We start from the raw sequence: 26,076 nt of genomic DNA on the forward strand, positions 1-26,076 counted from the left end.
GGCCGTCTCACCCGTGCACCTGCACGCCGCCCGCTACATGGCCCGCTCCGACATCGCCTACGTCCCCATCCACGACGCCCCGCTCGCCCGCTGGGCCCTGGTCTGGCGCACCGCCGCCGAGACCGACCTCATCCGCGCCCTCGCGCAGACCGCCCGCGAGGTGGCCTGCAGCATCCGGTGACGGGCGTGCCATCGCGCGGGCCGGCCCGCGCGATCAGCCGGCACTGGCCGTGCGGATGACGCGCCTCCCCACGAGCGAGGAGACGCCGAGGGTGACCGCGATCCCGACGACGACCGGCACCACGTAGGGCAGGGGGGCCGCCGCCGGCAGCGCGCTGCCCGTCTTGACGATGGCGAAGGGCAGGACGGCGGCGAACGCGCCCAGGCTTCCGGCCACGATGCTGACGACCGTGGCCGCGGCCATCTCCCGTACGAGCATGCGCTGCGTCTGCGCTCCGGTCGAGCCGATGAGGGACATGGTCGCGAACTCGGTGCGCCGCTGGGTGATCGAGGCCACGAGGTTGTTGGTGAGGGCGATGGCCATGAACGCCGCGATCAGGGCGACGACGAGGTAGTTGACCGAGGCGAGGACCTGCCCGTCGCTGCCCGCCGGGCCGGCGGAGTTCTCGATGCCCTGCATGGCGAGGGTTCCGGCGGCGACACCGACGAAGAGGGTCAGGAAGGTGACGGTGGGACGTACCCGGTCGGGAGCGGCGGAGAGGTTGATCGCGGCCAGGTGGGAGGAGGCGGCGGCGCGCGTACGGCTGACGGCTCTGAGGGTGAGGTTCACCACGGCGATCAGCTCCGGGGCGAGCACGCACAGGCCGACGGCGACGAGAACGCAGCCGGGACCGGTCAGCGCCGTGGTGAGGATGTCCGCGGGGTCCAGTGCGAGCACCGTGGCGGATGAGCCCAGACCGGCGCAGATCATGATCGCGGCGGTGATGCGGCGCCTGCTGCCCGGGCGCCGCCCCGTACGGCGGCGGGAGGGTGGAGCGGCGTCGGCGACGGGGCTGCGGCGGGCCAGGACGCGGCTGCCGATCCAGGCGGCGATCACGCTCGCGGCCAGCACGATGAGCACGCCGAGCACCGGCAGGAGCACGCCGGGCGCGAAGGCTGACGCAGGCTCGATGAGCCCCGCGGACCGGATGCTCCACGTCACGAGCCAGCCGATGAGGTAACCGCCGGCCAGGCCCGGCGGCGCCGCGACCGCCGCGAGCACCGCCGTCTCCATGACGAGCAGCCACTGCACCTGCCGGGGGCTCGCGCCGATGAGACGGATGCCGGCGATCTCCCCGGTCCGGCCGCCGAGCGCGACGCTGATCGTCGAGACCATGGCGAACAGCACGATCGCGACCGTCCAGCCGCCCATGATGAGCGGGAACGGCACCAGGAACGAGCGGTCGGCGGCGGCCGTACCGGCGTCCAGGCCGGTGGCGAGCAGGCTCATCATGCCCGTGACCAGGGCCATGCCGACGAGCGCCACCAGGCCGGTCGCGATCGCGCCGGCGCGGTGATGGGCGAAGGAGCGCAGGGCGAGCTTGAGCATCAGATCACCGCCGTGTCGTTCGCGGCCTGCTCCGCCGACTCGACCAGGACGGCCATCCGGCCGGCGACCTGCTGCGCCGTGGGGTGCCGGAGCTGGTCGACGATCCGGCCGTCGGCGATGAAGAGGACGACGTCGCTGTAGGAGGCGGCGACCGGGTCGTGGGTGACCATGATGATCGTCTGGCCGTGGTCCGCGAGCTCGCGCATCAACCGCAGGACCTCTCTGGCGCTGCGGATGTCGAGAGCGCCCGTGGGCTCGTCGGCGAAGACGACGTCGGGGTCGGTGATCAGGGCCCGCGCGACGGCGACGCGCTGCTTCTGGCCGCCCGACAGCTGGTGGGGACGGTGGCGGCCCCGGTTGCCGAGCCCCACCCGGGTGAGCAGCTCGGTGGTGCGCGCCGGTTCCGCCGGCCGGGAGTCCAGGCGCAGGGGAAGCTCGACGTTGTCGATGGCCGACAGCGCGGGCAGCAGGTTGAACGACTGGAAGACGAACCCCACGCGGCGCCGGCGCAGCTGCGCGAGCTGCGCCTGATCCAGCCCGCGAAGGTCTCGCCCGTCGAGCTCGACCAGCCCCGACGTCGGCTGCTGCAGCCCGGCGGCGCAGTGCAGGAGCGTGGTCTTGCCGGAGCCCGACGGGCCCATGATCGCGATGAAGGACGAGCGGGGGACGTCGAGGTTGATGCCGCGCAGGGCGTGGACCGGCCCTGCCTCTCCCGGGTACTCGCAGCGCAGGTCGCGGATGCGGAGCACGGGAGGAGCGAGCTCGGCAGGAGCGTACGGAGTCATGAGAGCCTCTCTGACCAGGGTAAACAATCGTTATAAACGATCGTTTTAGACGAACATTTATTTGATACGGTAGGCCATATGAACACGAAGGACAAGTTGCTCCGTGCGGCCCGCGAGTGCCTGCTGACGAAGGGCTACGCGCACACGACCGTGCGAGACCTGGTCGCGGCGTCGGGAGCGAACCAGGCGTCGATCAACTACCACTTCGGATCCAAGGAGCAACTGCTCACCCGGTCCTTGCGTGACCTCAACACGGAGTGGGGCGAACTGCTGTTCGCGGTCCTTCAGGAGCCCGATGACGAGGAGACCCTGTGGGGCCGGATCATCGACTCGATCCAGGCCAACCGGTCGCTCTGGTTCGTGAACTTCGAGTCCGTCGCCTCATCCCGGCAGGACGGCGAGATCCGGAAGATGATCGCGAGCGGGCAGGAGATCGCGCGGGTCTCGCTGGCGCACGCGTTCGCCGGCCTCGGCCCGGGCAGCGATCCGGACGAGGTCCAGGCGGCCGGCTCGCGCTACTTCGCACTGCTCGTCGGGCTCGCCGCGCAATGGCTCACCGACCCCGACCACGCGCCGACGGCCGAGCAGTTCGCCAGATCCCGCTGACCGGCTCTGGGCTGCCCTGGGCTGCTCTGGGCTGCTCTGGGCTGCTCTGGGCTGCTCCGGGCTGCTCTGGGCTGCTCCGGGCTGCTCCGGCTGCTCTGGGGGCTGCTCTGGGCTGCTCCGGGCTGCTCCGGCTGCTCTGGGGGCTGTTCTGGCATGCCGCATCGCCGGCCGGTGCGCGTTCCGTCCCTCCGACGTGCGGCATCGCCGGCCGATGCGTGTGCCCCCGCTTTGACGTGCGGCATCGCCGGCCGATGCGTGTTCCACCGCGCAGACGCCAGGGGCCCGTCCGGTCGTCTGAGACCGAACGGGCCCGTCCTCTCCTGTCAGGCGTCAGTGGGTGGTCAGCACGCGCTCCGCGTCGGCGGCCGGGTCAGGGGTCCCGGGCCGCGTGGAGCTGCGGTTCAGCAGCAGGAGCAGCGCCGTGGCCAGGCCGGCCAGCGCGAAGATCGCCGTGGCCAGGAACCCGGCCTGGAAGCCGTCGTTCAGCCCCTTGGCGTCCGTGCCCGTGGCGGAGGCGAAGGCGACCGACGAGGCGATCGCGATGCCGAGCGCCGCCCCGATCTGGAAGACCGCGTTGTTGATGCCCGACACCAGGCCGGACTCCTCGGGCCTGGCGCCGGTCAGCGACGCGATGGAGGCCGCGACGTTGGTGCTGCCGATGCCGGAGCCGAAGATGACCAGGCCGAGGAACAGGTCGCTCCAGTAGCCGCCGTTCGGGTCGATCCGGGTCAGCAGCAGCAGGCCGCCCGACAGGAGCGTCATGCCGACGATCGCGATCGGCTTGTAGCCGACCCTGGCGACGAGCCGGGCGCTGACGTTCGCGCCGATGATCGACATGACGGCGTAGACCGCGGTGCTGAGCCCGAACGTCACGGCGCTGTAGCCGAGGACCTGCTGGGCGTAGAGCGAGGTGATGAGCGCTCCGCCGTACACGGCCATCGCGACGATGACCATGAGGATGTTGCCGCCGACCACGCTCGGCGAGCGGAAGATCCTCAAGGGGACCAGCGGCGCCTGCGACCTGTGCTCGATCACCGTGAAGATCGACAGCAACACGGCCGCGGCGATCAGCATGCCGACCGTCTGGCCACTCCCCCAGCCGACCAGCGGAGCCTCCGAGACCGCGTAGACGAGCAGGGCGATGGCGGCGGTGATGGTCACCGCGCCGGCAGGGTCGAACCGGCGGCGTCCCGGCCGGACCGGAGTCTGCTTCAGCAGGCGCGGGCCCAGCAGGAGCACCGCGGCGACGACCGGGACGTTGATGTAGAAGATCCACTCCCAGCCGAGGCCGTCCGTGATCGGGCCGCCGATCAGCAGCGCGGCGGTGGCGCCGAACGCGCCGACGCCGGTCCAGATGCCGAGGGCCTTGTTGCGCTCCGGCCCCTCGGCGAAGGTGTGCATCAGCACGGCCATGGCGGTCGGGGTCATCACCGCGGCCGCCACGCCCTGCAGCACGCGGGCCGCGATCAGCACCCCGTCGGTCCAGGCGAGCCCGCACAGGACCGAGGCGATGCCGAAGAGGGCGGTGCCGAACAGGAACATCCTGCGCCCGCCGAGCAGGTCCGCGGTACGCCCGCCGAACATCAGCAGGCCGCCGAAGCTCAGCAGGTACGCGCTCATCACCCACTGGATCCCGCCGGGCGCGAAGCCGAGCTCCTTCTCGATCGAGGGCATGGCCAGCATGACGATCTGCGAGTCGACGATGACCATGAAGAAGGCCGCCACCAGCAGCGTGAGCGCCCGCCATCTCCGCGGGTCGGGGGTCGGTTCCTGCTCTGTACGCCTGTCGCGGCGTTCGTGGGACATGGGTTTGCTCTGCTTTCTGTTCTCGAACAAGAAGATCGCGGCAGCACGAAGCCACCCCGCGGGTCCCGCGGAGCGTGTTCCGGTGAGGCGGCCCGTGCCGCCGATGGTCTAGGTCTGCCGCGCCGGGCCCAGCCGCGCGGCCAGGCACATGCGATCCAGCGCGTTCGCGACGGAGACCGCCATGATGAGATTTCCGAGGTTGTACGGGCCCAGCAGGTGTTCCGCCTGGCCGTACACGTCGTCCGGCACCCCGTCCGCCGGGAGCCGGGTCATGATCTCGGTGAGGGCCAGGGCCGCCCGCTCCGACTCGGTGAACAGCCACGAGTCGCGCCACCCGGCCAGCTCGTTGAGCCGCTCCTGCCTCTCACCCAGGCAGAGAGCCTCCCGGGATCGCTGGGCCAGGGAATACGCGCAGCCGTTGAGCTGGGCGACCCGGATCCTGGCCAGCTCCCTCAGCCGGTCGTCGGTCAGCCCTTCACGCCGTAGGGCGTCTTCCAGTGCGGACACCAGGCCGACAGCGCGGGGCGACACTGCCGCCAGGTCGATCCGCTGCCCGGTCATCGCACCTTGCCTCCTTTCTTCGTCGTTCACCTCGGACAGTCTGAATCCGACAGACGACCACGAACAATGGCGAAGTTCTCACCCTTCGGTAAGGTGCGCTTACCGAAGGAGAGGCCGATGAACTGGCAAGAGCTGGAGACGTTCCTGACGCTGGCCGAGGAGCTGCATTTCGGCCGCGCGGCCGAGCGGCTGCACATGTCGCGGGCACGGGTCAGCCAGATGACCAAGGCGCTGGAACGGCGCATCGGCGCCCCGCTGTTCGAGCGCACCAGCCGCAAGGTGACGCTGACCCCGCTCGGCAGGCAACTGCGCGACGACCTCCGCCCGCACCACCACGGCGTCCTGGAGGCCGTGGCCAAGGCCGCCGACACGGCCCGCGGCACCGGCGGCGTCCTGCGCGTGGGGTTCTCCAGCCCGCTGGCCGGCGAGCTGGTGATGACCGTCGTCGAGACCTTCCGCGAGCGCCATCCCACGTGCGAGGTGCGGATTCGCGAGGTGCACCTGTCGGACCGCCACGGCCCGCTGCGCAGGGGCGAGCTCGACGTCCAGCTCGTCGAGTTCCCCATCCACGAGCCCGACCTCACCTGCGGACCGGCGCTCCTGCGCGACCCGCGGGTGCTCGCGGTCTCCGTCGACCACCGGCTGGCCGGCCGTACGACGGTCTCGCTGGAGGAGGTGGCCTGCGAGAACGTGCTGCTCGTCGCCGGCATGCCAAGCTACTTCAGGGATTGGCTGATTCCGGAGCGCACGCCGAGCGGCAGGCCCATCCGCCGCTCGGCGACCGTCACGTACTGGCAGGAACTTCTCACCCTCGTCGCGGCGGGCGAGGGCGTCACCATCGCCGCGGCCCAGGGGATGCGTTACTACCCCCGCCCCAACCTGGTCTACATCCCCTTCGAGGACGCTCCGCCCCTGGAGTACGGGCTGGTCTGGCGGGAGGCGGGCGTGTCCGCCAGGGTCCTCGCCTTCACGCGGATGGCGCTGGAGGTGGCCGCGCGCGCCGGTCAGGGGCAGCGTACGACCATGCCCGCGTAGGACAGGTTGCCGCCGAAGCCGAACAGCAGCATCGGCTCCCCGCGCCGCACCACTCCCCGCTCCAGCAGTTTCGACAGGGCCAGGGGAACGCTCGCCGCCGAGGTGTTCCCGGACTCCACCACGTCCCGCGCGATCACCGCGTTGACCGCGCCGAGCCGCTCGGCGATCGGCTCGATGATGCGCAGGTTCGCCTGGTGCAGCACCACCGCGGCCAGCTCCTCGGGGCGTACGCCGCCGCGCTCGCAGGCCCGCCGGGCGATCTCGGGCAGGTGGGTGGTGGCCCAGCGGTAGACGGTCTGGCCGTCCTGGGAGAAGCGCGTGGGCGTGCCCTCGATGCGAACGGCGGTGCCGAGCTCCGGCGCCGACCCCCACACCACGGGCCCGATCCCCGCCTGCGCGGCCGCGCCGACCGCGCCGATCACGGCCGCCCCGGCTCCGTCGCCGGTCAGGACGCAGGTGGTCCGGTCGGTCCAGTCGGTGACCGCCGTCATCGTGTCCGCGCCGACCACCAGGGCGTTCGTGGCAGCGCCCGCGCGAATCGTGTGGTCGGCCACGGCCAGGGCGTGGGTGAAGCCGGAGCAGGAGACCCCGACGTCGATCAGGGCGGCCGCGGGCACCCCGAGCCGGGCCGCGACGCGGGAGGCGATGTTGGGCGCGCGCTCGGTCTGCGTGCAGGTGGCGATCAGTACGAGGTCGAGGTCGGCCGGGTCCAGGCCGCTGCCGGCCAGGGCCTTGGCCGCGGCCTGCCCGGCCAGGTCGGCCACGCCTTCGCCGGGCCCGGCCACGCGCCGCGTGCGGATGCCGACCCGCTGCCTGATCCACTCGTCACTGGTGTCCACCAAGTCGGCCAGATCATCGTTGGTCAGGACCTTGGAGGGCTGGTAGTGGCCTGTGGCGATAAGTCGTGATCCGCGCATAGGGCCGGACTATAGCAACCGACCGTTCGGACGCTAAAGTGGTCCGCATGAGCCCGCGCAGATCCGTGGCCGAAGCCCTCGGCACCCGCACGGCCATCCTCGACCGCTCGGTCGCCATCGCCTCCGTCGAAGGTCTGGAAGGGCTGACCATCGGCCGCCTCGCCCTCGATCTCGGCATGAGCAAGTCGGGCGTGCTCGGCCACTTCGGCTCCAAGGAGGCGCTGCAACTGGCGGCGCTCGACCGGGCCTCGGAGGTGTTCCGCGCCGAGGTCTGGGAGCCCGCGCGGCCCGCCGAGCCCGGCCTGGCCCGGCTGCGCGCGCTCTGCGAGACCTGGATCTCCTACCTGGAGCGCGGGGTCTTCCCCGGCGGGTGCTTCTTCGTGGCGGCGGCGCACGAGTTCGACGGCAGGCCGGGGCCGGTGCGCGACGCGGTCGCGACCCTGTTCGACGCCTGGCGCGAACGGTTGCGCAAGGAGGCGCGGCGCGCCGTGGAGAGCGGTGGCCTGCCCGCCGGCACGGACGCCGACCAGCTGGTGTTCGAGCTGCTCGGCGTGGTCATGGCGCTCAACCACGCGATTCAGCTGCACCACGACCCCACGGCCGCGGCGCTGGCCCGCAACGCCGTACGCACCCGTCTCAGCGGGTTCTCATCAGGAGAAGCGGCGGGTCAGGAGAAGCGGCGGCCCTCGTCGCGGCGGTAGGCCCAGGTGGCGGCGGCCGCGGCGAGGAGGGTCCAGGCGGCGAGGGCGGCCAGGGAGACCGGCGAGGGAGTGCGGCCCGCCACCGCGGCCCACATCAGCTCGATCGCGCCCCGGCTGGGCACGAACGGCGCCAGCGACCGTACGAACTCGGGCATGACCTCCAGGGGCACCAGCAGCCCGCCCAGCGCCGCGATCGGGAAGTACGCCACCTGCGACACCGCGATCGCCGCCCTGGCCGCCACCGCGTACCCGATGAACAGGCCCATCAGCATGAACGGCACGGCGCCCAGCAGCAGCGCGCCGATGCCCAGCGCCAGCCGGAGCGGGGAGAGGGCGGCGGCGGTGAGGAAGGCCGAGATGAGCAGGACCGGCGCCACCGACAGCAGCATGCCGGCCATCGTGGTCAGGATGCGGCCGGCGAAGCGGGGCAGCGGGCCGGCGGGCAGGGTGCGCAGGTAGGGGTCCCAGGGCCGCTCGCGGTCCTGGGCCACGCTGACGCTCAGCCCGATCAGCGCCGCCGACATGGCCCCGAACAGCATCATCCCGGCCGTGGCCTGAGTGGCGCTCGCCGGGTCCGCGCCGGTGAAGGGCACCACGAACGCCAGCATCGCGGCCGCGGGGAAGAACGCGCTCGCCACCAGCGAGATCGGGACGCGCAGCTGCTCCAGGAACTGGTAGCGGGTGTGGGTGAGGACGAGCCTGAGGTCAGGCACGGGTCTCCTCCTTGGGGGCGATGGTGAGGATCTTCTCTTTGAGGGCGATGGTGAGGACGAGCCTGAGGTCAGGCACGGGTCTCCTCCTTGGAGGTGATGGTGAGGAACGCCTCTTCCAGCGAGGTCGGCCGCACCTGGAGGTCGGCGAAGGGGGTCCCGGCGCGTACCAGCTCGGTGACCAGCAGGTCGGAGTCGGTGGTGAGCAGGTGCACCCGGCCGTTCTCGACCGAGCCGCGCAGGACGCCCGGCAGATCCGGTACGGCCGGCGCCGCGAAGGAGACCCGGCGCACGCCCACCACGTCGCGCACGTCCTGCACGCTGCCGTCGGCCAGCACCCGGCCCCGGCCGATCACCACCACCCGCTGCGCCAGCGCCTCGATCTCCTCCAGGTAGTGGCTGGTCAGCACCACGGTGCCGCCGCCGGCGTGGAAGCTCCTGATCCCCTCCCACAGCGTTCGCCTGGCCTCCACGTCCAGCCCGGTGGTGGGCTCGTCGAGGAAGACCACGCGCGGGTCGCCGGCGAAGGCCAGCGCCACCGCCAGACGGCGCTTCTGCCCGCCGGACAGCCCGCCGATCTGCCGGTCGGCCAGGCCGGCGAGCCCGAAGCGGGCCAGCAGGTCCGTCCTGTCCCGGCGGCTCGGGTAGTGGGCGGAGACGAAGGAGACGATCTCGCCCGCCTTGAGCGCCTCCGGCAGCCCCGTCTCCTGGGGCGTCACCCCGATGCCCTGACGCACGGCCGGGTCGGCGGGCGAGCCGCCGAGCAGCTCCACCGTGCCCGAGGTGGGGCGGCGCAGCCCGGCGAAGAGGCTGATGAGGGTGGACTTGCCGGCGCCGTTCGGGCCGAGCAGCCCGACCAGTTCGCCCGCCCCGATGTCGAGCGAGACGCGGTCGAGGGCGAGCACGTCACCGTAGCGGCGGGTGGCCTCGATCGTCCTGGCGAGGGTTCGGCGGGTCGTGGTGTTCATGCCGGTCAGCCTGGCCGGGCCGCCCGCTCCGCCGCATCGGGCGCGCGGTCGCTCCGTGCTCTCCTCCGGTCGGGTACGGGTCCTCCTTCGGTAGGTGATGGCGTCCGCGGACCGGCGCATACCCTGACCCGGTGAGCTGGATCCGACCTTCGTACCCGGTCGCGGTGGCCGCCGTGCTCCTCGGGATCGGCGGCCTGAACGCCCTGACGCTGTGGACCCTGGCCGACGGCCCCCTGTGGGGGCTGGACGTCGTGGTCGCGGTGGCGAGCCTGGCCGCGGCGCTCGCCCAGCTGTGGTGGCCGGCCTCGGGGGCGGTGGCCGCCACGCTGCTGGCCGCCCTCTCCCCCGCGGCCACCGCGGCGGCGACGACGGGGGCGCTGCAGGTGGCCCGGCGCAGGCGCTTCCCCGTCGCGGTGGCGGTAGCGGCCGGGGGCGTCGCGGCCCACGTGGTCCAGGGGTTGTGGCGGCCGAGCTCCGGCATCTCCCAGCAGTGGTGGCTGCTGCTGATCTGCGCCTCCTACGGCGCGCTGCTCGGCTGGGGCGCGCTGGCCCGCTCCCGCCGCGCCCTGCTCATCTCCCTGCACGAGCGGGCCGACCGCGCCGAGGCCGAGCAGGGCAGGCGGGTCGCCGAGGCCCGGATGGCCGAACGCCGCCGGCTCGCCGGCGAGATGCACGACGTGCTGGCTCACCGCCTGTCCCTGGTGGCCACCCACGCGGGGGCGCTGGAATATCGGCCGGACTCCTCCCCCGAGCAGCTCGCCCGGGCCGCCGGGGTGGTCCGCACCGGGGTGCACCAGGCGCTGGAGGAGCTCCGCCAGGTGATCAGCCTGCTGCGCGAGCAGGACGACCCGCAGGACGAGCCGGCCCACCGGCCGGCGCTGCCCGACCTGCCCGGCCTGATCGCCGACGCGCGGCAGGCCGGCCAGGAGGTACGGCTGCGCGAGGAGGTCACCGACGGCGACGCCCTGCCGCCGGCCGTGTCCCGGACCGCCTACCGCGTCGTCCAGGAAGGGCTGACGAACGCCCGCAAACACGCCCCCGGCCGCCCGGTGGACGTGCTGCTGCGCGGCGCTCCCGGCACTCCCCTGGTGATCGACCTGCGCAACCCGCTGGCCCCGCCGGGCGCCGCCCCGCTCGCGCCCGGCGGCGGCCTCGGCCTGGTCGGGCTCACCGAACGGGTGCGGCTGGCCGGCGGGCGGCTGGACCACCGCGAAACCGGCGGCGAGTTCCGGCTGCTGGCCCGGCTACCATGGCCCGCGTGATCCGCGTGCTGCTCGCCGACGACGACGCCCTGGTCCGTGCGGGGCTGTCCATGATGCTGGACGGCGCCGCCGGCATCACGGTCGTCGGCGAGGCGGCCGACGGGCAGGAGGCGATCACCGCCACCGACGCCCACGCCCCCGACGTCGTCCTGATGGACCTGCGGATGCCGCGGGTCGACGGCATCACCGCCACCCGCCGGCTGCGCGCCCGTGCCCGCCCGCCCGAGGTGATCGTGCTGACCACGTTCGACACTGACGAGAACGTCCTGCACGCCCTGCGCGCGGGCGCCGCCGGGTTCCTGCTCAAGGACACCCCGCCGGCGCGGATCGTGGAGGCGGTCACCCGGGTCGCGGCGGGCGACCCGATCCTGTCCCCGGGCATCACCCGGCGGCTGATGGAGCGCACGGTCGCGCAGGCCGGCGCCTACGAGCGGGCCCGTGCCGCGCTGGCCGTCCTGACCCCACGCGAGCACGAGGTGGCCCTGGCGATCGCGCGCGGCCGGACGAACGCCGACATCGCCGCCGACCTGGCCATGGGCATCACGACCGTGAAGGCGCACGTCTCCAGCATCCTCACCAAGCTCGGCCTGGACAACCGCACCCAGATCGCGATCCTGGCCCACGACGCGGGCCTGACCTGACTGTCGCGGTTCCTCATCCTGGCCCACGACGCGGGCCCGACCTGGCCGGCGCGGCCCCTCATCCTGCGGGCCTGACCTGGCCGGCGCGGCTCCTCAGCCGCGGCCGGTGGCGAAGGCCGCCGCGAACCTCTGCTCTCCCAGCGCCGAACGGGCCGCGGCGGCGATGCGGTCGACGTCGCCCCGTTCGCCCGCGGGCAGGGGCGCGCCCACCGACTCGCGGAGCGAAGCCGCCGTGCCCAGCAGGACGGCGGCCTGTTCGTGCCGCCCGGCCAGCGCGTGGGCGCCCGCCAGACCCTCCAGCGCGAGGGCGATCGCCCTGGGGTCGCCCGTGGCCCGCGCGGAGATCTCCCCCTCAAGGTGCAGGGCGAGCGCGGCCTCGGCGTCGCCGCGCAGCTCCGCCACGAAGCCCAGCTCGGCGAGGATCAGCGCCACGCCCGGCTCTCCCTCCCTGCTGCGGTTCCACTCCAGCCAGCGGCGCAGGTGCCGTTCGGCGTCGTCGTAGCGGCCCTGCCGCCGCGCCGCGAAGGCCAGGCCCATCTCGGCGAACTGCTCCTCCTGTTTGCTGGAGTGCTCAGCCGCGATTCTCCGCGCCCGTTCGTGCAGGTCGTCGGCCTCGTCGAGATCGCCGGTCAGCAGTGCCAGGCGGCCCAGGGCCGCCAGCCAGGAGGAGATCTGCGGCCAGAGCCCGAGCTCTTCGGCGCTGCGCAGCCCGGACCGGCGCAGCCGGGCGGACTCCGCGTAGTCGCCGGCGATCTCGGCCAGATCGCCCAGCACGGAGGTGCTCCGCAGCTGCCCCCAGCGGTCCCCGATCTCCTCGAACAGCGCCAGGCTCCGCGTGCCGGCCCGCCGGGCCGCGGCGATGTCACTGCGCAGCAGCGCGGGCGTGGCCAGCGTGACCAGCGCCGCCGCCACGCACCAGGAGTCGTCCTGCGCGCGGGCCTCCGCCAACACGCCCAGCAGCCGTTCCTCGAGGGAGTCCTGGTCCCCGTGGCCGAACTGCGCGAACGCCAGGAACCATTTCGCCCGTACGGCACGCGCTCCGTGGGCGTCGAACCGGGCCAGCACCTCACGGGCGCGTCCCGCCCGGTCGGCGTCCTCGCCGAGCAGCATCCCGAACCCGGCCTGCCATGCCGCCGCCTCGATCGCGACCGGGTCGTCGTCGTGCGCCCGGGAGAGCGCGAGGGCCAGCGAGCGCCGCGCCTCACCGAGACGCCCGCGCAGGAACCAGTACCAGACGAGGGCGTTCGCCAGCCGCAGGCCGCTCTCCGACCCGCCCGCGTACTGGAGCGCGGCGCGCAGATTGCCCGACTCGGCGTCCAGCCTGTCCAGCCAGGTCCGCTGGTCACGGCCTCGCAGGTCGGCGCGTTCGGCCAGGCCGAGGTAGTAGGCGAGGTGGCGGTCACGCATGCGCTCCAGCTCGCCGGCCCGGCTCAGCTGCTCGACGCAGTAGGCCGCGACCGACTCCAGCAGCCGGTACCGCCCCGCCTGGTGCACGACCAGCGACCGGTCGACCAGGCGTCCCAGCAGGTCCAGGACGTCGGCGGCGGCCACACCGGCAGCCTCCACGCCGCCCGCGCCCATGCTTCCCGAGCCCACGCCACCTGAGCCCACGCCACCTGAGCCCACGCCGCCCGAGCCCGCGTCGCCCGAGCCCGCGTCGCCTGAGCCCGCGTCGTCGTCGGCGCAGAGCTCCTCGGCCGCGTGGAGCGTGCAGCCGTCGGCGTGCACCGCCAGGCGGCGCAACACCACTCGTTCGGCGTCGGTCAGCGGCTCCCAGCTCCACTCGATCGTCGCGCGGAGCGTCCGCTGCCGTGCCGGGGCGTCCCGCCTGCCCGAGGACAGCAGGCGGAACCGGTCGTCGAGGCGCTCGGCCAGCTCGGCCACGTCCACCGACCGGACCCGGGTGGCGGCCAGCTCCAGCGCGAGCGGGATCCCGTCGAGCCGGCGGCAGATCGACCGCACCGACGCCCGGTTCGCCTCGGACACCGCGAACCCCGGATCCGCCGCGGCCGCCCGCTCGGCGAACAGCCGCATCGCGCCCTCCTCGTCGAGCGGCGGCACGGTCCACAGCAGCTCACCGGTGGTCGCGAGCCGGTCCTGGCTGGTCGCCAGCACGTGCAGGCCCGGCACCGCCCGCAGGAGACCGGCCGCCGCCTCGGCCGCGGCCTCCACCACGTGCTCGCAGTTGTCCAGCACGAGCAGCAGCCGCTTGTCGCGCAGCGCGGCCGCCACCCATCCCACGCCAGACCCGGGTACGGCCGAGTCCTGGCGTGCGCCGTCCTGGCGTATCCCCACGGCGGTCGCCACCGCGTCGGCGACGTCCTCGGCCCCGCACCCGGGCGGCAGGCCGGCCAGCTCGACCAGCCACACCCCGTCGGGGAAGCGCTCCGCCCGCGATCCGGCCGCCTCGATCGCCAGCCGGGTCTTGCCGACCCCGCCCGGCCCGGTGAGCGTGACCATCCGCCCGGTGCCCAGCAGCCCGCCGATCTGGGCGACCGCCTCCTCCCGGCCGATCAGGCCGGTGAGCCGGGCCGGGAGGTTGCCGCGGACGGCGGGGGCACTCCGCGCCGCCCGTAGCGCGGGATCCTGCCGCAGGACGGCCGTGTGCACGGCCCGCAGCTCCGGGCCGGGGTCGATGCCCAGCTCGTCCCTGAGCCGGGCGCGCACGTCGTCGTAGCTCTCCAGGGCTTCGCTCTGGCGGCCGGAGCCGTACAGCGCGCGGATGTGGGCGGCGCGCAGCCGCTCCCGCAGCGGATGCCGCGTCACCACCCCGGCCAGCTCACCGGCCACGAGCTCGTGCTCGCCCAGTTCGAGCCGCGCCTCGGCCAGCTCCTCCAGCGCGACCAGCCGCAGCTCCTCCAGCCGCCGGATCTCCGGAAGGGCGAACCCCTCGTCGTCGAATCCGGCGAACGCCGGCCCCCGCCACAGGCCCAGCGCGTCGCTCAGCTCGCTCGCCCGCTCCTTCGCGTGGGCCAGCCCGAAGGCGCGGGTCGCCCGTGCCTCGAACCGGTCCGCGTCCACCTCGCCGGGCTCGGCCCGCAGCAGGTATCCCGCGGGCCCGAAGGTGACGGACTCCGCGTCGCCCAGGGCGCGCCGCAGGCGCGACACCTTCATCTGCAGCGCTCCGGCGGGATTGGCGGGAAGCCGCTCGCCCCACAGGTCGTCGATGAGCCGGTCGGCCGAGACCGGGCGGCCGCGATGGACGAGCAGATCCGCCAGGAGCGCGCGGACCTTCGCCTCGGGGACCCGGACAGGCCGTCCGTCCTTCGTCCAGACCGAAAGCGGCCCGAGCACCCCAAATCGCATAGCCGCAGCCTAACGGGCCGACAACGGACCGACAGCCGACCGCCGGAGGGCCGACAGCGCCCCCGGGCACCGTGGAGGCATACAACGACGAAAGGAACGACATGACCGCGCACAAGACCCCCGTCACCGTCATCGGCCTCGGCCCGATGGGGCAGGCTCTCGCAGCCGCCTTCCTGGCCGCCGGCCACCCGACGACGGTCTGGAACCGCACCGCGGCCAAGGCCGACGCGATCGTCGCCAAGGGCGCCGTCCTGGCCGCCTCCCCCGCCGAGGCGGCGGCCGCCAGCCCGCTGGTGATCGTCAACGTGCTCGACTACGACGCCTCGGACGCGATCCTCCTGCCGATCGCGGACTCGTTGAAGGGCCGCACGCTGATCAACCTGACGGCCGACACTCCCGCACGCTCCCGCACCGCCGCCGCCTGGGCGGCCGAGCACGGCATCGACTACGTCGACGGCGCGATCATGTCGCCCGCCTTCACCATCGGCACCCCGTCCGCCGTCGTGCTCTACAGCGGCTCCGAGGAGCCGTACCGTGCCCACGCCGGGACCCTGGCCGCGCTCGGCGGCTCGCACACGCACCTGGGCACCGACCCCGGCCGCGCCGCGGGCTTCGATCTGGCGCTGCTCGACATCTTCTGGAGCTCGATGTCCGGTCTCGCCCACGCCTTCGCCATGGCCAAGGCCGAAGGCATCGAGGCCGCGGACTTCGCGCCGTTCGCCCAGGGCATCATCGGCCTCCTGCCCGAGTCCGTCACCGACATGGCGGGCAAGCTCGGCAGCGGCGAGTTCACCGCCGACGTGTCCAGCATCGTCTCCAACGTGGCCACGATCGACCACATCATCCACGCCACCCAGAGCCGCGGCATGGACCCCGGGCCGCTCGGGGCCGTCCGTCCCCTCGCCCAGGCCGTCATCGACGCGGGGCACGGCGGCGACGACATCGCCCGCCTCACCCTGCAGTACCTGGACACCCGCTCCTGACCGCCCTCGCCCCGCCGCCGGCCGGGCCGCGCGGGCCTGAGCCGGCGCCGAGGCGGGAACAGTGTCCACGTGGCCGACAGTGTCCACGGGGCCGATCGTGGTCACGCGGCCTGCGAGAGCAACGGGAGCCCGCCCATGAACCTCGATCATGTACTGGTCAACCGCGACGAGGACTTCGTGACGATCACGATGAACCGGCCGCAGCGGCGCAACGCCCTGTCTCTGGCCCACCTGCGTGATCTGATCAGCGCGTTCGGCGCCGCCGGCGACAGCGACGCCTCAGGGATCATCCTGGCCGGGGCCGGCCCGGTCTTCTGCGCCGGTCACGACTTCGCCGACGTCGCCGAGGCCGACACGGAGGCCGTACGCACCCTCCTGGACACCTGCCTCCGGCTCATGGAACTGATCGAGTCGGTGCCGCAGCCCGTCGTCGCCCGGGTCCACGGCCTGGCCACGGCGGCGGGCTGCCAGCTGGTCGCCACCTGCGACCTCGCCGTGGCCGCCGACTCCGCCGGCTTCGCCGCGCCCGGCGGGAAAGGCGGCTGGTTCTGCCACACCCCCATGGTCGCCATCGCCCGGAACATCGGCCGCAAGCGCGCCGCCGAGCTGGCCTACACCGGTGACACCATCACCGCCGCGCAGGCTCTCGACTGGGGGCTGGTCAACCGGGTGGCGCCGGCCGCGGAGCTGGACTCCGCCGTGCTCGACCTGCTCGGCCGGGCCACGCGCGGCAGCCGCGCCTCGAAGGCGCTCGGCAAGCGCACCCTGTACGAGCAGCTGTCGCTGCCCCAGGCGGAGGCCTACCGGCTCGCCACCAGGGTGATGGCCGAGTCCTCGCAGTCGGCGGCGGCCCGCGAGGGCATGTCGGCGTTCCTGGACAAGCGCCCCCCGAAGTGGAGCGACTGACGAGCCCCGGCGAGGGCCACACGGGACCGATCGACGCGCCCGGCCGGGGCCGCACGAGACCGATCGACGCGCCCGGCCGGGGCCGCACGAGGGCGTCCCCCCTGCGAGGGCCGCGCGATGGACGGGAGCGGGCGCCTCCCCTATAGTCATGTCCATGACTAGTCACGGGCATGACTAAGGCGATGGCACTCCGGCACGCGGTGCTGGCGGCGCTGCTCGACGGCGAGTACAGCGGCTACCAGCTCGCCAAGATCTTCAACGTGGGCGTCGCCAACTTCTGGTACGCCGCCCCCCAGCAGCTCTATCTCGAACTGACCAAACTGGAGGCCGACGGCCTGGTGGCCGGGCGCGAGGTCGTGCAGCGGGGCCGGCCCAGCAAGCGCGTGTTCACCGTCACCGAGGCCGGGCTGGACGAGCTGGCCGCCTTCGCCGCCACCCCGGCCAAGCCCCTGCTGCTGCGCGACGACCTGGTCGTGAAGGTGCACGCCGCGGATCTGGTCGAGCCGGCCCCGGTGATCGCCCAACTGCGCGAGCGCGCCGAGGAGGCCGCCGCCAAGCTGCTCCTCTTCGAGCAGACCCTGCTGCGGCTGCGTGGTGACCTCGGCGAGGAGGAGTTCCTGCGTACCGGCGAGCGGATCGGGCCGTACCTGTCCTGCCTGGCCGGCTGCCGGCTGGAGCGGGAGATCCGCGACTGGTGCCGCCAGACCGCGCGGACCCTGGAAGAGCGGGCCGGAGGGAAGGCACGATGAGATACACGCGGTATGTCGCGCTGGGCGACAGCCAGACCGAGGGGCTGGGCGACGGGGACGACGCCGCCGGCCATCGCGGGTGGGCCGATCGGCTCGCCGAGCAGCTGGCGCGCCACAACCCGGGCCTGCTCTACGCCAACCTCGCCGTACGCGGGCGGCTGGCGGCCCAGGTCCGGGCCGAGCAGCTCGCCGCGGCGCTGGAGCTGCGGCCGGACCTCGCCACCGTCATGGCGGGCATGAACGACCTGATCCGCCCCGGCTTCGACGCCGCGCAGGTGAGCGGCGTGCTGGAGGAGATGTTCGCGGCTCTGACAGGGGCGGGCGCGCACGTGGTGACCGTGACGTTCCCCGACATCGGGAAGATCGCGCCGCTGGCCCGGCCGCTGGTGCCGCGGGTGCTGGAGCTCAACCGGCACATCCGCGAGGCGGCCGCCCGGCACGGGGTGATCCTGGTGGACACGTACGCGCTGGATTACGTGACCGATGCGCGCATGTGGAGCAGGGACCGCCTGCACGCCAGCCCGATCGGGCACGCCAGGTTCGCCGCCGGGGTGGCGCACGCGCTGGGCCTGCCGGGCAGCGACGACACCTGGAGCGCGCCGCTGCCGGCGCTGCCCGCGCCGGGCGCGCTCCGCTCGGCGGCGGCCGAGGCGCGGTGGCTGGCCACGTTCGCGGGGCCCTGGGTGGCGCGACGGCTGCGCGGTCGCTCGTCGGGCGAGGGCCGTACGGCCAAACGCCCGCTGCTGACCCCGCTTCCCTGACCCCCGCTTCCCTGCCCCCGCTTCCCTGACGCGGCTAGTCGGGGGAGCGCAGGAGCATGCCCTCGATCTCGGAGCCGGCGTCGGCCGTGCACGCGAACACGCGGTTTCCGGCCCCGGGGTCGACGATGTACAAGGTCGCGCGTTTGCCGCATCTGGCGCACCAGGTGGCACGCTCGCCGCCGAGTTCGGCCAGGCCGACCTTGATCTCCGGGATAAGAAATGCCACGCGGTGAGCGTAGATCAGCCTGGTCGCGGCCTTCCCGGGGTGACGTGCGGTTTGGCGAAATCATGCCCCGCGGATTGTCCGGCGGGGAGGGTGCCGGGCCGGCCTGGTTCAGGGCTTGACGAGAGGGGCGTGGCAACGGCACATCCGCCCCGCCGAGGCTCAGGCGGTGAACGGAGTCAGACGGGCAGGAGCCGCATCAGGGCGTCGCGGGGGCCCGCCAGGTGGCCGGCGCCGGCCACGCGGGTCATCCACCGGGAGGCGGTGACGATCCGCTGGGCCGCCGGACGCCTCCTGGCGTCGTAGGCGCGCAGGGCGCGGGTGACGTCGTCCGGGTGGTCGCGCAGGCAGGCGGCGAGCTCGACCGCGTCGAGCAGCGCCTGGCAGGCGCCCTGGCCCAGGGCGGGGGTCATCGCGTGGGCGGCGTCGCCGACCAGGGCGACGTTCCCGCTGACGTACGAGGCCGGCCGCGGCGCCAGGTCGTGCACCTCGTGCCGCAGCACGGTGCCTTCGTCGGCCGCCGCGAGCACGCGCGGGATCGGGTCGTGCCAGCCGGCGTAGCGGGCCCGCAGGTCGTCGAGGGTCTCGCGGACGCCGGCGGGGGTGCGGACGGGGGCGTACCAGTTCGTGACACCGGGCGCCTGCGGCGTCATCCCGAACATCTGGCCGCGGCCCCAGGTCTCGCCGTAGTCCCGGGGCTCGAAGCCCTCGACGACGCCGCGCCAGGCGACGATGCCCGCGTAGCGGGGCCGGGTGGCGGTGTCGAAGAACGCCTGGCGCACCGCGCTGCGTACGCCGTCGGCCCCCACCACCAGGTCGTGGCAGGCGCGCAGCCCGGCCGGATCGGTGATCTCCATGCCGGTGCTGATCGTCGCCTCGTCCACCTCCTCCATCAGCAGCTCGATCAGCGAGACCCGCGACAACATGCGGACGGGCGCGCCGCCCTGCCGTTCGATGCGCTCCAGGGGCAGGTCGGCCAGGCGCCGCCCGCTCGGCGTGCGGATCTGCGCGTGCCGGTAGGGGACGGTGCGCTCGCGCAGCCGTTCGCCCAGGCCGAGGCCGGCCAGGGCGGCCTGGGCGTCGGGGCGGAGCCCGAGCGCCGTGCCCTCGGCGACGACGCGCGGCCACCGTTCGAAGATCGACACCTCCCAGCCGATCCGCCGCAGGGCTATGGCGGTCGTCAGGCCGCCGATTCCGGCGCCGACGATGACGGCCTTTCTCATCTTTCTCTTCACCACACCTGTGGTACCACACTTGTGGTGGTCCTGTCGACGGAGACAATAGGGAGCCATGGCGGAGAACAGGGATCGGCGCGACCTGCTGTGCGACGCGGCCATCGAGGTGCTGGCGGGCGAGGGCGGCAGGGGCCTGACCCACCGCGCCGTCGATCGGGCCGCCGAGCTGCCGGAGGGCACGGCGAAGAACTACTTCCCGACCCGCGACAGCCTGCTCCAGGCCACGGCCGAGCGGTGCGTGGAGCGCTACTGGAGCGAGCTCCAGCAGGCCGAGGCCCACAGCGCCGAGGAGTTGCGCGCGCTGCTGCGGGAGATGATGGACCGGGCGCTGACGGTCAACCGGTCGCGCCTGCTGGCCTACCTGGAGCTGCACGCGGAGGCCGCCAGAAACGCCCGGGTGCGGCAGACCCTGGCCCGGCTCACCCGCGCCGACCTCGACCTGCATCTGAGCGCCCAGCGGGCGGCCGGGCTGCCGGCCACCCGGCAGAGCGCCGCCGTGGTCACCCTCGCCGTCAACAGCGCGCTGACCTACCTGCTCACCCAGCCGCCCGACGTGCTCGCCTCCTACGGGCTCGACGACCTCGACGCCTTCCTCGGCCGCCTCATCGCCTCCGCCTGCCCCGGCTCCGGCCTCGCCGGCTAACGCCACTGGCCGTTCCGTCGTCGATCAAGCCCCCCACAAGGGGGCGGGGCGCGCACCCCTTTCGGTAAATCTCGCCTGTTGTCAGCACCGGTGCTGACGTTGTGCTGACCCCGTCGCGCCGGGTTTCTCTATTGGTTGGGAGTGAAGCCTCTTGGGTTCTTCACCCGTCATGGAGCCACTCCAGATGACACGCTCTTGCAGCAGGATGGGAGGCATGTTGGGCGAACGACTCCAGTCCATCCGCAAACGGCGGGGCCTGAACCAGCGCGAGCTAGCCGAACGGTCTGGTGTCGCCCTTTCCCTGGTTCGCAAGGTTGAGCAAGGCGAGCGCGACAGCGTACGCATCGAGACGCTACGCAAGTGGGCCGAAGCCCTCGGAGTGACCACAACCAGCCTTCTAGAAGCTGACGAAGCCGCCCAATCGGAGAACGGGCAACCGGCCGACCTCGCGCCGCTACGGGAAGCGCTCCAGGGGAGCACCACGGATCTAGAAGATGCCCCCAGCGTGGAGGGCCTGCGATCGGCTGTGGCGGGTGCTGTGCGGCTGTACCACGACGACCAGTATGCGGAACTTCAGACGGTCTTGCCTGTCCTGATCGGGGAAGCACAAATCCTTGTTGAGCAAGGTGAACGACCGGAAGCCCTGGCCATCCGTGCGAGAGTTCTGCAACTGGCCGGCTCGCTGGCAACACAGACCCGAGTGTTCGACGTAGCCGAGATGGCTCTTGAAGGAGCTGTAGCGGACGCGATTGAGACAGGCGACCGGATCGAAGCGGCATCGGCCGTCATCACGCTGTGCTGGTTGCTTCTGAGGGAGCGCCGTCTAGATGAGGCCCGAAGACGGGCCGTCGACTGGGCTGACGAGATCGAACCCCGCATGTCCAGGGCGACCAACACTGAGCTTTCTGCCTGGGGATGGCTACTGCTGCGGGGTAGTGCCGCCGCGATCCGTGACAACCGGCCGGATGAGGCTGATGACATGATGCGCCTTGCGCTGTCTGGTGCGGTCCGCATGGGCCGGGAGCATGGCAGCTACCACGAATATTTCACTACTTTCGGACCGGCGACGGTCCAGATGAAGCGTGTAGAGAACGCGATCATTGAGGCTCAGCCCGAACGAGCCCTACAGCTTGCGCAAGAGGTACCGCCTGGTTTGAGGCCAACAAGCGATAACCGGAATCGGCATCTACTGGACGTGGCGAACGCTCGGCTCATGCTGCGCGAGTACGATAAATCTCTAGATGTCCTGGCTCGACTCTCGCGAGAAGCGCCCGAGTGGTTGCCGAATCAGCGCTATGCCAAAGACATCCTGAAAGCGATCATTGGCAAGCGCCGGACCTTGACAGAGGAGATGCGAGCTATGGCCGATGCAGTGGGCCTTGAGCTATAAGCGCGTGGCACTTCAGGTTGAGCCTGCATGAAAGTGCCACAGACACTCTGACCTACACTTTTTACGGTTAGAGGCATGAGGACGCACCCCACATGCGTAAGCGGCACGCTTTTCTGCGACCCAGTGAAGCGAGAGGCGGCGGAAGAACAAGCCGACACCCTGCGGCGGGTGATACCGCACCTACAGACCAGAGGTGTTCGCGAACAACTCATCATGGGGCCGGGCCTCGGACGATGCGCAATCACGGTCTACGGCACTAACGAGGACCTTTGGCATCAGCCGGAGATGACCATTCACGCGGACGCCGGATGGCTGGTTGCCACTGTCACGATTGGCGAGCGTTCCGGCAGCTATCTTGTCGAGCTGGCCCGCGTCGGCCCCGGCAACGAGCCAGCAGGCACACGGACTGAACTGGTGCCGTCAAGCCGGCCATACGTGGTTGCCTCGCTCGTGGTGGCACATGCGTGCGCGAGGGTGGCGGTGTGAGCGCCCGTATGGTCGCCGTTGTGCTTCCTCCGATCGTGTGGGTAGTCAGGTCGGAGAACAACTGCGAGTACGGAATGATGGGTAACATCAAGGCGTTCTCGGTCCACAACCAGGGCGTTCGCTGGCGTCTCGACCCTCGCCTGCCCGACCATCAAGGCGTGCCCTACGAATCCCGCGAATTCCGGAAGCTTCCCGACGCGAAAGCGTGGGCGGAAAAGCTCCGCGAAGAATGGGCAGCCTCGCTACAAACGCGCTACGCCGGGCAATTCAGTCGGGCGTCATAGACCACCTTCGGGCCAGCAGGTGCGCCTATCAACCCCGTCTAGCCCGAGGGTCGGCCCCCGGCAGGCTGAAACCCCAGATCACACTCAACCAGTCTGCCGGGGGTTCCGAACCTCCGCGCCGAGGATCTCCTGCAGAGCGTCCTGGTTCGCATGATCGGCCGCTGGCCGAAGCTGCGCCACGTCGACAACCTGGACGCCTACGCGCGCAAGATCATGGTGAACCAGTACATCTCATGGCGGCGGCGCCGTGACTCGGACGAGGTGCCGAGCGCGGAGCCGCCCGACCGCCCCTACTCGACCGAGGACTCCGCCGTGCTGCGCGCACTGGCCAAGGCGCAGCGTCTGATCGCGGCCGATCCGCGGCAGATGCGTGACCTGTTGCCCACCTACACGAGGATCAGCAAGACGGTCGTCCCGCAGCTCTCACTCGGTTCGTATCCGGCCAAGCCGGAACCTGCGGAGCTGCGGCGCATCGCCGACCTGGGTCGCGCCTACGGCTGGTTTCGCGAACGCCCCGTGGACCTCGGCGGGGTGATCGCGAAGGGCGGGTGAGGCGCCGGCCGGTCGCCTGCCCGGGCCGGGCGCGGGGCCGGCGGCGTACTTCTCCCGGCGCAACCTGACCACCGGCGAGCCGGCCTTCTACCGCTGCTACGCGGCCAGACCCGGCACCACTCCACCACGAACGTTCTGCGCTGGTCAGACTGGCGCCGCCGACATCAAGCCAGAGCCCGACACTTCCACTACCAGCGCAAATCCGAACCGTGATCGCGAAATGTCACTGGAGCACTAGCGGAAACTCACCGGCCGGCGGAACTCGGCGGCCCTTCCTCCTCCCGCCTGGGCGGCCGTGGCAGGCCCACCCCAACTTTCAGGGCGGCTGAAGCCCGGTCTAGGCTTCAGCTTGCCTGAAGGTCGGCCTTCCGGCCTCCGTGCCATCCCGAAGGGACGAAACTCCGATGGACTACGACGACTACGACGACCTGCCGTTTCCCCGTACCGACCTCGCCCTGGCCGCGATGCGGCACGCCCGCGAGATCGAGCACCCGGCCATCTTCAACCACAGCATGCGCAGCTACCTGTACGGCCGCTTCATCGGCGAGGAGGACGGGCAGCGCCCCGACCTCGACTACGACGACGAGCTGCTGTTCCTCGGCTGCGTGCTGCACGACACCGGCCTGGGCGAGGCGGGACCGGGCGGCCCCGGCAACAGCGAGCAGCCCTTCGACATCGACGGCGCCGACCACGCCGTCCGCTTCCTCACCGACCTCGGGGTGTCGCAGGAGCGCGCCGAGATCGTCTGGGACGCCGTCGCCCTGCATCTGCACCCCGACATCGCCCTGCGCAAGCGGCCGGAGATCGCGCTCGTCTCGGCGGGCGCCGGCTTCGACCTGGGCCCGCACGGGCCGTACACCCTCCCGGAGGGCTACGCCGACCGCATCCACGCCGCGCTCCCCCGCCTGCGGGCCGCATCCGCGCTGTACGACGCGATCGTCGCCCAGGCGCTCGCCAAGCCGCACAAGGCTCCGCCGTTCACCCTGCCCGGCGAGCTCGTCCGCCAGCACACCGGCGAGGAGTGGCCCACCTGGCGGCAGCTGATGTCGCAGCCGCCGAGCTGGAACGACTACGCCCCCCTGACGGCTTGACCCTCTCACCCGAAGGACCCCTCACATGCCCGACCCCACCACCGAGCGGCAGGACGACCCCGGCCGCCCCGCCTTCTCCCGGCGTTCCCTGATCGCCTCGCTCGCGGTCACCGCGGGCACGGGAGCGGGGGTGGCGCTCGCGATCGGCGCGGACGAGGCGCCGGCCCGCACCCCGGACCCCGCCAGGCCGGCCGTGGAACGGTTCCACGGGACGCACCAGTCCGGCATCGCCACGCCCCAGCAGCACTACGCCTACTTCGCCGCCTTCGACCTGGAGACCGAAGACGCCGAGCGGAAACGCCTCCCCACCGAGCGGATCGCCACCAACTTCCGGCAGCTCATGGAGCGCTGGAGCGGCGCGGCCGAACGCCTCATGCGCGGGCAGCCGGCCGGCCCGCTGCCCGTCAACCGTCCCGGCGCGCCCGCCGACACCGGCATCGCCGACGGCCTGCCGCCCGCCCGGCTCACGGTGACGTTCGGCCTCGGTCCGGAGCTGTTCGACCTGATCGGGCGGCCGGAGCAGCGGCCCAGGCACCTGCGCGAGCTGCCGGTCTTCGCCACCGACCGGCTCCAGCCCGCGTGGAGCGGCGGCCAGCTCTTCGTGCAGATCTGCGGCGACGACCCGCAGTCCATCAGCCACGCCTTCCGCGCGCTGCGCGGCCGTGCCCCGGGGCTGGCCCGGCTGCGGTGGAGCCAGCAGGGCTTCCTCGGCCGGTTCGGCGACGCCACCCCCCGCAACCTGTTCGGCCACAAGGACGGCACCGCCAACCCGCGGCCGGGCACCACCGCCTTCGACGACGCGGTCTGGGCCGCCGAACCGGACGAGCCGTCCTGGTTCACCGGCGGCACCTACCTCGTCTTCCGCAAGATCCGGATGGACCTCCCCAAGTGGGACACCTCGACCGCGCAGCAGCAGGACCAGTCCATCGGCCGCCGCCGCGACAACGGCGCCCCGCTCAGCGGGGGCGACGAGTTCACTCCCCTGGACCTCGGCAAGAAGGGCGCGGACGGCAAGCCGCTGATTCCGGCCGACTCCCACGTGGCCCTGGTACGCGACATCCCGATGCTGCGCCGCTCCTACAACTACGATTACGCCTTCCAGAGCACGGCGGGCGCCGCTCACGACCACGACCACGGCGATGACCACGGCGATGACCAGGCCGGCCACAGCCACGACGACCCGCTGCACGACCACGCGGGGAGCGGGCACGACACGTACGACACCGGGACCCTGTTCTGCGCCTACCTCCGGGACCCCGGCGACTTCATCCGGGCCCAGCGGAAGATGGCCGCCTCCGACCGGCTCAACGCCTTCATCCAGCACACCGGCAGCGCAGTCTTCGCCATCCCGCCCGGCGTCCGCCCGGGAGGGCACATCGCGGACGCGCTGTTCCCGGGACGGTGAGCGGGCGGCGCGACGCCGCCCGCATCGCCGCCCGGGCGTCACACTTCGTCACCCGCGCACCTCCGGCGACTCCGCCGACCGGCTGCTGTCGGTCGCCGCCGGGCAGGGGGTGCGCAAGGTGGTGGCCCCCGCGCACTGGACGGCCCCGGTCCCGCTCGTCCTGGTGACGTCCTTCTACCGGCTCCGCCAGCGCTGCCGAGGCCGTCGGGCCTCGCCGACCTCCAGATCTGGCTCGCCCCCGACGACTGGACGCTGCCGATCAGCCTGTACGGCCGACGTGATCACCATGGGAGCCCGCACGGACGCGCACTGAGCCACGCCCGCCGAGCCGGGCCCGCAAAGCCGAGGCGCGCCAAGCCGGGGTGCGGGGAGCCGGGTGCGGGGAGCTGGGCGCGGGGAGCCGTTCTCACGGCCGGGGCGCGCCGTGGTAGTGCGGCAGGTCGAGCGGCGGCACAGGGAAGCCACCGGCCGCCGGCTCCTCGGACAGTTGCTCGAACTCGGCGTCCACCTGTGCCTTCATC

26 protein-coding genes and 1 pseudogene are annotated in these 26,076 nt (G+C 72.5%); 17 read left to right on the forward strand and 10 right to left on the reverse strand.

Annotation, left to right across the window (positions count from 1 at the left end; translation table 11 throughout):
* Positions 1 to 181, forward strand: a pseudogene (locus IO39_RS56345) (LysR family transcriptional regulator); the annotation flags it as partial.
* A 33-nt stretch (positions 182 to 214) separates the two neighbouring features.
* Here the strand turns inward: IO39_RS56345 and IO39_RS41000 are convergent.
* Entirely contained in the window at positions 215 to 1,549 is a 1,335-nt protein-coding gene (locus IO39_RS41000; RefSeq protein ID WP_043636163.1) for an FtsX-like permease family protein, read from the reverse strand.
* Complete coding sequence (locus IO39_RS41005; RefSeq protein ID WP_052424036.1) at positions 1,549 to 2,334, reverse strand: ABC transporter ATP-binding protein; 786 nt, start codon at positions 2,332 to 2,334, stop codon at positions 1,549 to 1,551. Before IO39_RS41005 ends, IO39_RS41000 begins: the two co-directional genes overlap by 1 nt.
* A gap of 78 nt (positions 2,335 to 2,412) precedes the next feature.
* On the opposite strand from IO39_RS41005, the gene IO39_RS41010 reads away from it, so the two are divergent.
* Positions 2,413 to 2,940: a TetR/AcrR family transcriptional regulator gene (locus IO39_RS41010; protein WP_043636168.1), complete on the forward strand. Its 528-nt coding sequence runs from the start codon at positions 2,413 to 2,415 to the stop codon at positions 2,938 to 2,940.
* A 330-nt stretch (positions 2,941 to 3,270) separates the two neighbouring features.
* Here the strand turns inward: IO39_RS41010 and IO39_RS41015 are convergent, their stop codons facing one another.
* Entirely contained in the window at positions 3,271 to 4,746 is a 1,476-nt protein-coding gene (locus IO39_RS41015; protein ID WP_043636171.1) for an MFS transporter, read from the reverse strand.
* A gap of 108 nt (positions 4,747 to 4,854) precedes the next feature.
* Entirely contained in the window at positions 4,855 to 5,307 is a 453-nt protein-coding gene (locus IO39_RS41020) for a carboxymuconolactone decarboxylase family protein (RefSeq protein ID WP_043636174.1), read from the reverse strand.
* A gap of 117 nt (positions 5,308 to 5,424) precedes the next feature.
* Between IO39_RS41020 and IO39_RS41025 the strand changes: the two genes are divergently transcribed.
* A complete protein-coding gene (locus IO39_RS41025) occupies positions 5,425 to 6,342 on the forward strand; it encodes a LysR family transcriptional regulator (RefSeq protein WP_169789210.1) in 918 nt (305 codons plus the stop codon).
* Here the strand turns inward: IO39_RS41025 and IO39_RS41030 are convergent.
* Positions 6,312 to 7,259, reverse strand: a complete 948-nt coding sequence (locus IO39_RS41030; protein ID WP_043636177.1) for a beta-ketoacyl-ACP synthase 3 — start codon at positions 7,257 to 7,259, stop codon at positions 6,312 to 6,314. The two genes, IO39_RS41025 and IO39_RS41030, sit on opposite strands and share 31 nt — an antisense overlap.
* A 47-nt stretch (positions 7,260 to 7,306) precedes the next feature.
* Between IO39_RS41030 and IO39_RS41035 the strand changes: the two genes are divergently transcribed.
* Positions 7,307 to 7,960 carry a TetR/AcrR family transcriptional regulator gene (locus IO39_RS41035; protein ID WP_052424037.1) on the forward strand — a complete coding sequence of 218 codons (654 nt, stop codon included), beginning with the start codon at positions 7,307 to 7,309 and terminating at the stop codon, positions 7,958 to 7,960.
* Here IO39_RS41035 and IO39_RS41040 read toward each other — a convergent pair.
* Together IO39_RS41040 and IO39_RS41045 are read right to left on the reverse strand one after the other, a co-directional pair.
* The gene (locus IO39_RS41040; RefSeq protein WP_043636180.1) at positions 7,927 to 8,673 is read right to left on the reverse strand and encodes an ABC transporter permease; all 747 of its coding nucleotides are present in this window, start codon (positions 8,671 to 8,673) and stop codon (positions 7,927 to 7,929) included. The genes IO39_RS41035 and IO39_RS41040 overlap by 34 nt on opposite strands.
* 68 nt (positions 8,674 to 8,741) lie before the next feature.
* The gene (locus tag IO39_RS41045; protein WP_043636182.1) at positions 8,742 to 9,638 is read right to left on the reverse strand and encodes an ABC transporter ATP-binding protein; all 897 of its coding nucleotides are present in this window, start codon (positions 9,636 to 9,638) and stop codon (positions 8,742 to 8,744) included.
* A gap of 131 nt (positions 9,639 to 9,769) precedes the next feature.
* Here IO39_RS41045 and IO39_RS41050 point away from each other — a divergent pair, with 131 nt between their 5' ends.
* Positions 9,770 to 10,900, forward strand: a complete 1,131-nt coding sequence (locus IO39_RS41050) for a sensor histidine kinase (protein WP_043636185.1) — start codon at positions 9,770 to 9,772, stop codon at positions 10,898 to 10,900.
* Positions 10,888 to 11,541 (forward strand): response regulator, encoded by a 654-nt coding sequence (locus tag IO39_RS41055; protein ID WP_043636188.1) that lies wholly within the window; start codon positions 10,888 to 10,890, stop codon positions 11,539 to 11,541. Before IO39_RS41050 ends, IO39_RS41055 begins: the two co-directional genes overlap by 13 nt.
* 93 nt (positions 11,542 to 11,634) lie before the next feature.
* Here IO39_RS41055 and IO39_RS58395 read toward each other — a convergent pair whose 3' ends face one another.
* Positions 11,635 to 14,847 (reverse strand): ATP-binding protein, encoded by a 3,213-nt coding sequence (locus IO39_RS58395; protein WP_043636190.1) that lies wholly within the window; start codon positions 14,845 to 14,847, stop codon positions 11,635 to 11,637.
* 101 nt (positions 14,848 to 14,948) lie between these two features.
* On the opposite strand from IO39_RS58395, the gene IO39_RS41065 reads away from it, so the two are divergent.
* The 4 genes from IO39_RS41065 to IO39_RS41080 all read left to right on the forward strand — a co-directional run bounded on the left by IO39_RS41065 (position 14,949) and on the right by IO39_RS41080 (position 18,246).
* The gene (locus tag IO39_RS41065) at positions 14,949 to 15,830 is read left to right on the forward strand and encodes an NAD(P)-dependent oxidoreductase (protein WP_043636194.1); all 882 of its coding nucleotides are present in this window, start codon (positions 14,949 to 14,951) and stop codon (positions 15,828 to 15,830) included.
* A 135-nt stretch (positions 15,831 to 15,965) separates the two neighbouring features.
* Positions 15,966 to 16,736, forward strand: coding sequence for an enoyl-CoA hydratase-related protein (locus tag IO39_RS41070; RefSeq protein ID WP_043636197.1), 771 nt, complete (start codon positions 15,966 to 15,968; stop codon positions 16,734 to 16,736).
* A 182-nt stretch (positions 16,737 to 16,918) separates the two neighbouring features.
* Positions 16,919 to 17,485, forward strand: a complete 567-nt coding sequence (locus IO39_RS41075) for a PadR family transcriptional regulator (RefSeq protein WP_043636200.1) — start codon at positions 16,919 to 16,921, stop codon at positions 17,483 to 17,485.
* Positions 17,482 to 18,246: an SGNH/GDSL hydrolase family protein gene (locus IO39_RS41080; protein WP_043636202.1), complete on the forward strand. Its 765-nt coding sequence runs from the start codon at positions 17,482 to 17,484 to the stop codon at positions 18,244 to 18,246. Before IO39_RS41075 ends, IO39_RS41080 begins: the two co-directional genes overlap by 4 nt.
* A 34-nt stretch (positions 18,247 to 18,280) precedes the next feature.
* Here IO39_RS41080 and IO39_RS41085 read toward each other — a convergent pair whose 3' ends face one another.
* Together IO39_RS41085 and IO39_RS41090 are read right to left on the reverse strand one after the other, a co-directional pair.
* Positions 18,281 to 18,472 carry a hypothetical protein gene (locus IO39_RS41085; RefSeq protein WP_043636205.1) on the reverse strand — a complete coding sequence of 64 codons (192 nt, stop codon included), beginning with the start codon at positions 18,470 to 18,472 and terminating at the stop codon, positions 18,281 to 18,283.
* 176 nt (positions 18,473 to 18,648) lie between these two features.
* Complete coding sequence (locus tag IO39_RS41090; RefSeq protein WP_043636206.1) at positions 18,649 to 19,692, reverse strand: FAD-dependent monooxygenase; 1,044 nt, start codon at positions 19,690 to 19,692, stop codon at positions 18,649 to 18,651.
* 67 nt (positions 19,693 to 19,759) lie between these two features.
* On the opposite strand from IO39_RS41090, the gene IO39_RS41095 reads away from it, so the two are divergent.
* The 7 genes from IO39_RS41095 to IO39_RS41115 all read left to right on the forward strand — a co-directional run bounded on the left by IO39_RS41095 (position 19,760) and on the right by IO39_RS41115 (position 25,555).
* A complete protein-coding gene (locus IO39_RS41095) occupies positions 19,760 to 20,347 on the forward strand; it encodes a TetR/AcrR family transcriptional regulator (protein WP_043636209.1) in 588 nt (195 codons plus the stop codon).
* A gap of 214 nt (positions 20,348 to 20,561) precedes the next feature.
* Positions 20,562 to 21,737, forward strand: a complete 1,176-nt coding sequence (locus IO39_RS41100) for a helix-turn-helix domain-containing protein (protein ID WP_245642565.1) — start codon at positions 20,562 to 20,564, stop codon at positions 21,735 to 21,737.
* A gap of 75 nt (positions 21,738 to 21,812) precedes the next feature.
* Positions 21,813 to 22,223, forward strand: a complete 411-nt coding sequence (locus IO39_RS55410; protein ID WP_157549641.1) for a hypothetical protein — start codon at positions 21,813 to 21,815, stop codon at positions 22,221 to 22,223.
* Positions 22,220 to 22,507 carry a hypothetical protein gene (locus tag IO39_RS55415; RefSeq protein ID WP_157549643.1) on the forward strand — a complete coding sequence of 96 codons (288 nt, stop codon included), beginning with the start codon at positions 22,220 to 22,222 and terminating at the stop codon, positions 22,505 to 22,507. The genes IO39_RS55410 and IO39_RS55415 overlap by 4 nt, the downstream gene beginning before the upstream one ends.
* Positions 22,508 to 22,600: 93 nt before the next feature.
* Positions 22,601 to 23,059 (forward strand): sigma factor, encoded by a 459-nt coding sequence (locus IO39_RS51495; protein WP_281200369.1) that lies wholly within the window; start codon positions 22,601 to 22,603, stop codon positions 23,057 to 23,059.
* Between the two features lie 404 nt (positions 23,060 to 23,463).
* Entirely contained in the window at positions 23,464 to 24,150 is a 687-nt protein-coding gene (locus IO39_RS41110; RefSeq protein ID WP_043636212.1) for an HD domain-containing protein, read from the forward strand.
* Positions 24,151 to 24,175: 25 nt separating this feature from the next.
* Positions 24,176 to 25,555: a Dyp-type peroxidase gene (locus IO39_RS41115; RefSeq protein ID WP_052424039.1), complete on the forward strand. Its 1,380-nt coding sequence runs from the start codon at positions 24,176 to 24,178 to the stop codon at positions 25,553 to 25,555.
* Positions 25,556 to 26,076 lie beyond the last annotated feature (521 nt).

This window comes from Nonomuraea candida (assembly GCF_000725485.1).
Classification (GTDB): domain Bacteria; phylum Actinomycetota; class Actinomycetes; order Streptosporangiales; family Streptosporangiaceae; genus Nonomuraea; species Nonomuraea candida.

Excerpts from the sequence above, each read along its gene's own strand:
- IO39_RS41000 (WP_043636163.1), bottom strand. The coding sequence starts at position 1,549 with ATGCTCAAGCTCGCCCTGCGCTCCTTCGCCCATCACCGCGCCGGCGCG.
- IO39_RS41005 (WP_052424036.1), bottom strand. The coding sequence starts at position 2,334 with ATGACTCCGTACGCTCCTGCCGAGCTCGCTCCTCCCGTGCTCCGCATC.
- IO39_RS41010 (WP_043636168.1), top strand. The coding sequence starts at position 2,413 with ATGAACACGAAGGACAAGTTGCTCCGTGCGGCCCGCGAGTGCCTGCTG.
- IO39_RS41015 (WP_043636171.1), bottom strand. The coding sequence starts at position 4,746 with ATGTCCCACGAACGCCGCGACAGGCGTACAGAGCAGGAACCGACCCCC.
- IO39_RS41020 (WP_043636174.1), bottom strand. The coding sequence starts at position 5,307 with ATGACCGGGCAGCGGATCGACCTGGCGGCAGTGTCGCCCCGCGCTGTC.
- IO39_RS41025 (WP_169789210.1), top strand. The coding sequence starts at position 5,425 with ATGAACTGGCAAGAGCTGGAGACGTTCCTGACGCTGGCCGAGGAGCTG.
- IO39_RS41030 (WP_043636177.1), bottom strand. The coding sequence starts at position 7,259 with ATGCGCGGATCACGACTTATCGCCACAGGCCACTACCAGCCCTCCAAG.
- IO39_RS41035 (WP_052424037.1), top strand. The coding sequence starts at position 7,307 with ATGAGCCCGCGCAGATCCGTGGCCGAAGCCCTCGGCACCCGCACGGCC.
- IO39_RS41045 (WP_043636182.1), bottom strand. The coding sequence starts at position 9,638 with ATGAACACCACGACCCGCCGAACCCTCGCCAGGACGATCGAGGCCACC.
- IO39_RS41055 (WP_043636188.1), top strand. The coding sequence starts at position 10,888 with ATGGCCCGCGTGATCCGCGTGCTGCTCGCCGACGACGACGCCCTGGTC.
- IO39_RS58395 (WP_043636190.1), bottom strand. The coding sequence starts at position 14,847 with ATGCGATTTGGGGTGCTCGGGCCGCTTTCGGTCTGGACGAAGGACGGA.
- IO39_RS41065 (WP_043636194.1), top strand. The coding sequence starts at position 14,949 with ATGACCGCGCACAAGACCCCCGTCACCGTCATCGGCCTCGGCCCGATG.
- IO39_RS41070 (WP_043636197.1), top strand. The coding sequence starts at position 15,966 with ATGAACCTCGATCATGTACTGGTCAACCGCGACGAGGACTTCGTGACG.
- IO39_RS41075 (WP_043636200.1), top strand. The coding sequence starts at position 16,919 with ATGGCACTCCGGCACGCGGTGCTGGCGGCGCTGCTCGACGGCGAGTAC.
- IO39_RS41080 (WP_043636202.1), top strand. The coding sequence starts at position 17,482 with ATGAGATACACGCGGTATGTCGCGCTGGGCGACAGCCAGACCGAGGGG.
- IO39_RS41090 (WP_043636206.1), bottom strand. The coding sequence starts at position 19,692 with ATGAGAAAGGCCGTCATCGTCGGCGCCGGAATCGGCGGCCTGACGACC.
- IO39_RS41095 (WP_043636209.1), top strand. The coding sequence starts at position 19,760 with ATGGCGGAGAACAGGGATCGGCGCGACCTGCTGTGCGACGCGGCCATC.
- IO39_RS41100 (WP_245642565.1), top strand. The coding sequence starts at position 20,562 with ATGTTGGGCGAACGACTCCAGTCCATCCGCAAACGGCGGGGCCTGAAC.
- IO39_RS55410 (WP_157549641.1), top strand. The coding sequence starts at position 21,813 with ATGAGGACGCACCCCACATGCGTAAGCGGCACGCTTTTCTGCGACCCA.
- IO39_RS41110 (WP_043636212.1), top strand. The coding sequence starts at position 23,464 with ATGGACTACGACGACTACGACGACCTGCCGTTTCCCCGTACCGACCTC.
- IO39_RS41115 (WP_052424039.1), top strand. The coding sequence starts at position 24,176 with ATGCCCGACCCCACCACCGAGCGGCAGGACGACCCCGGCCGCCCCGCC.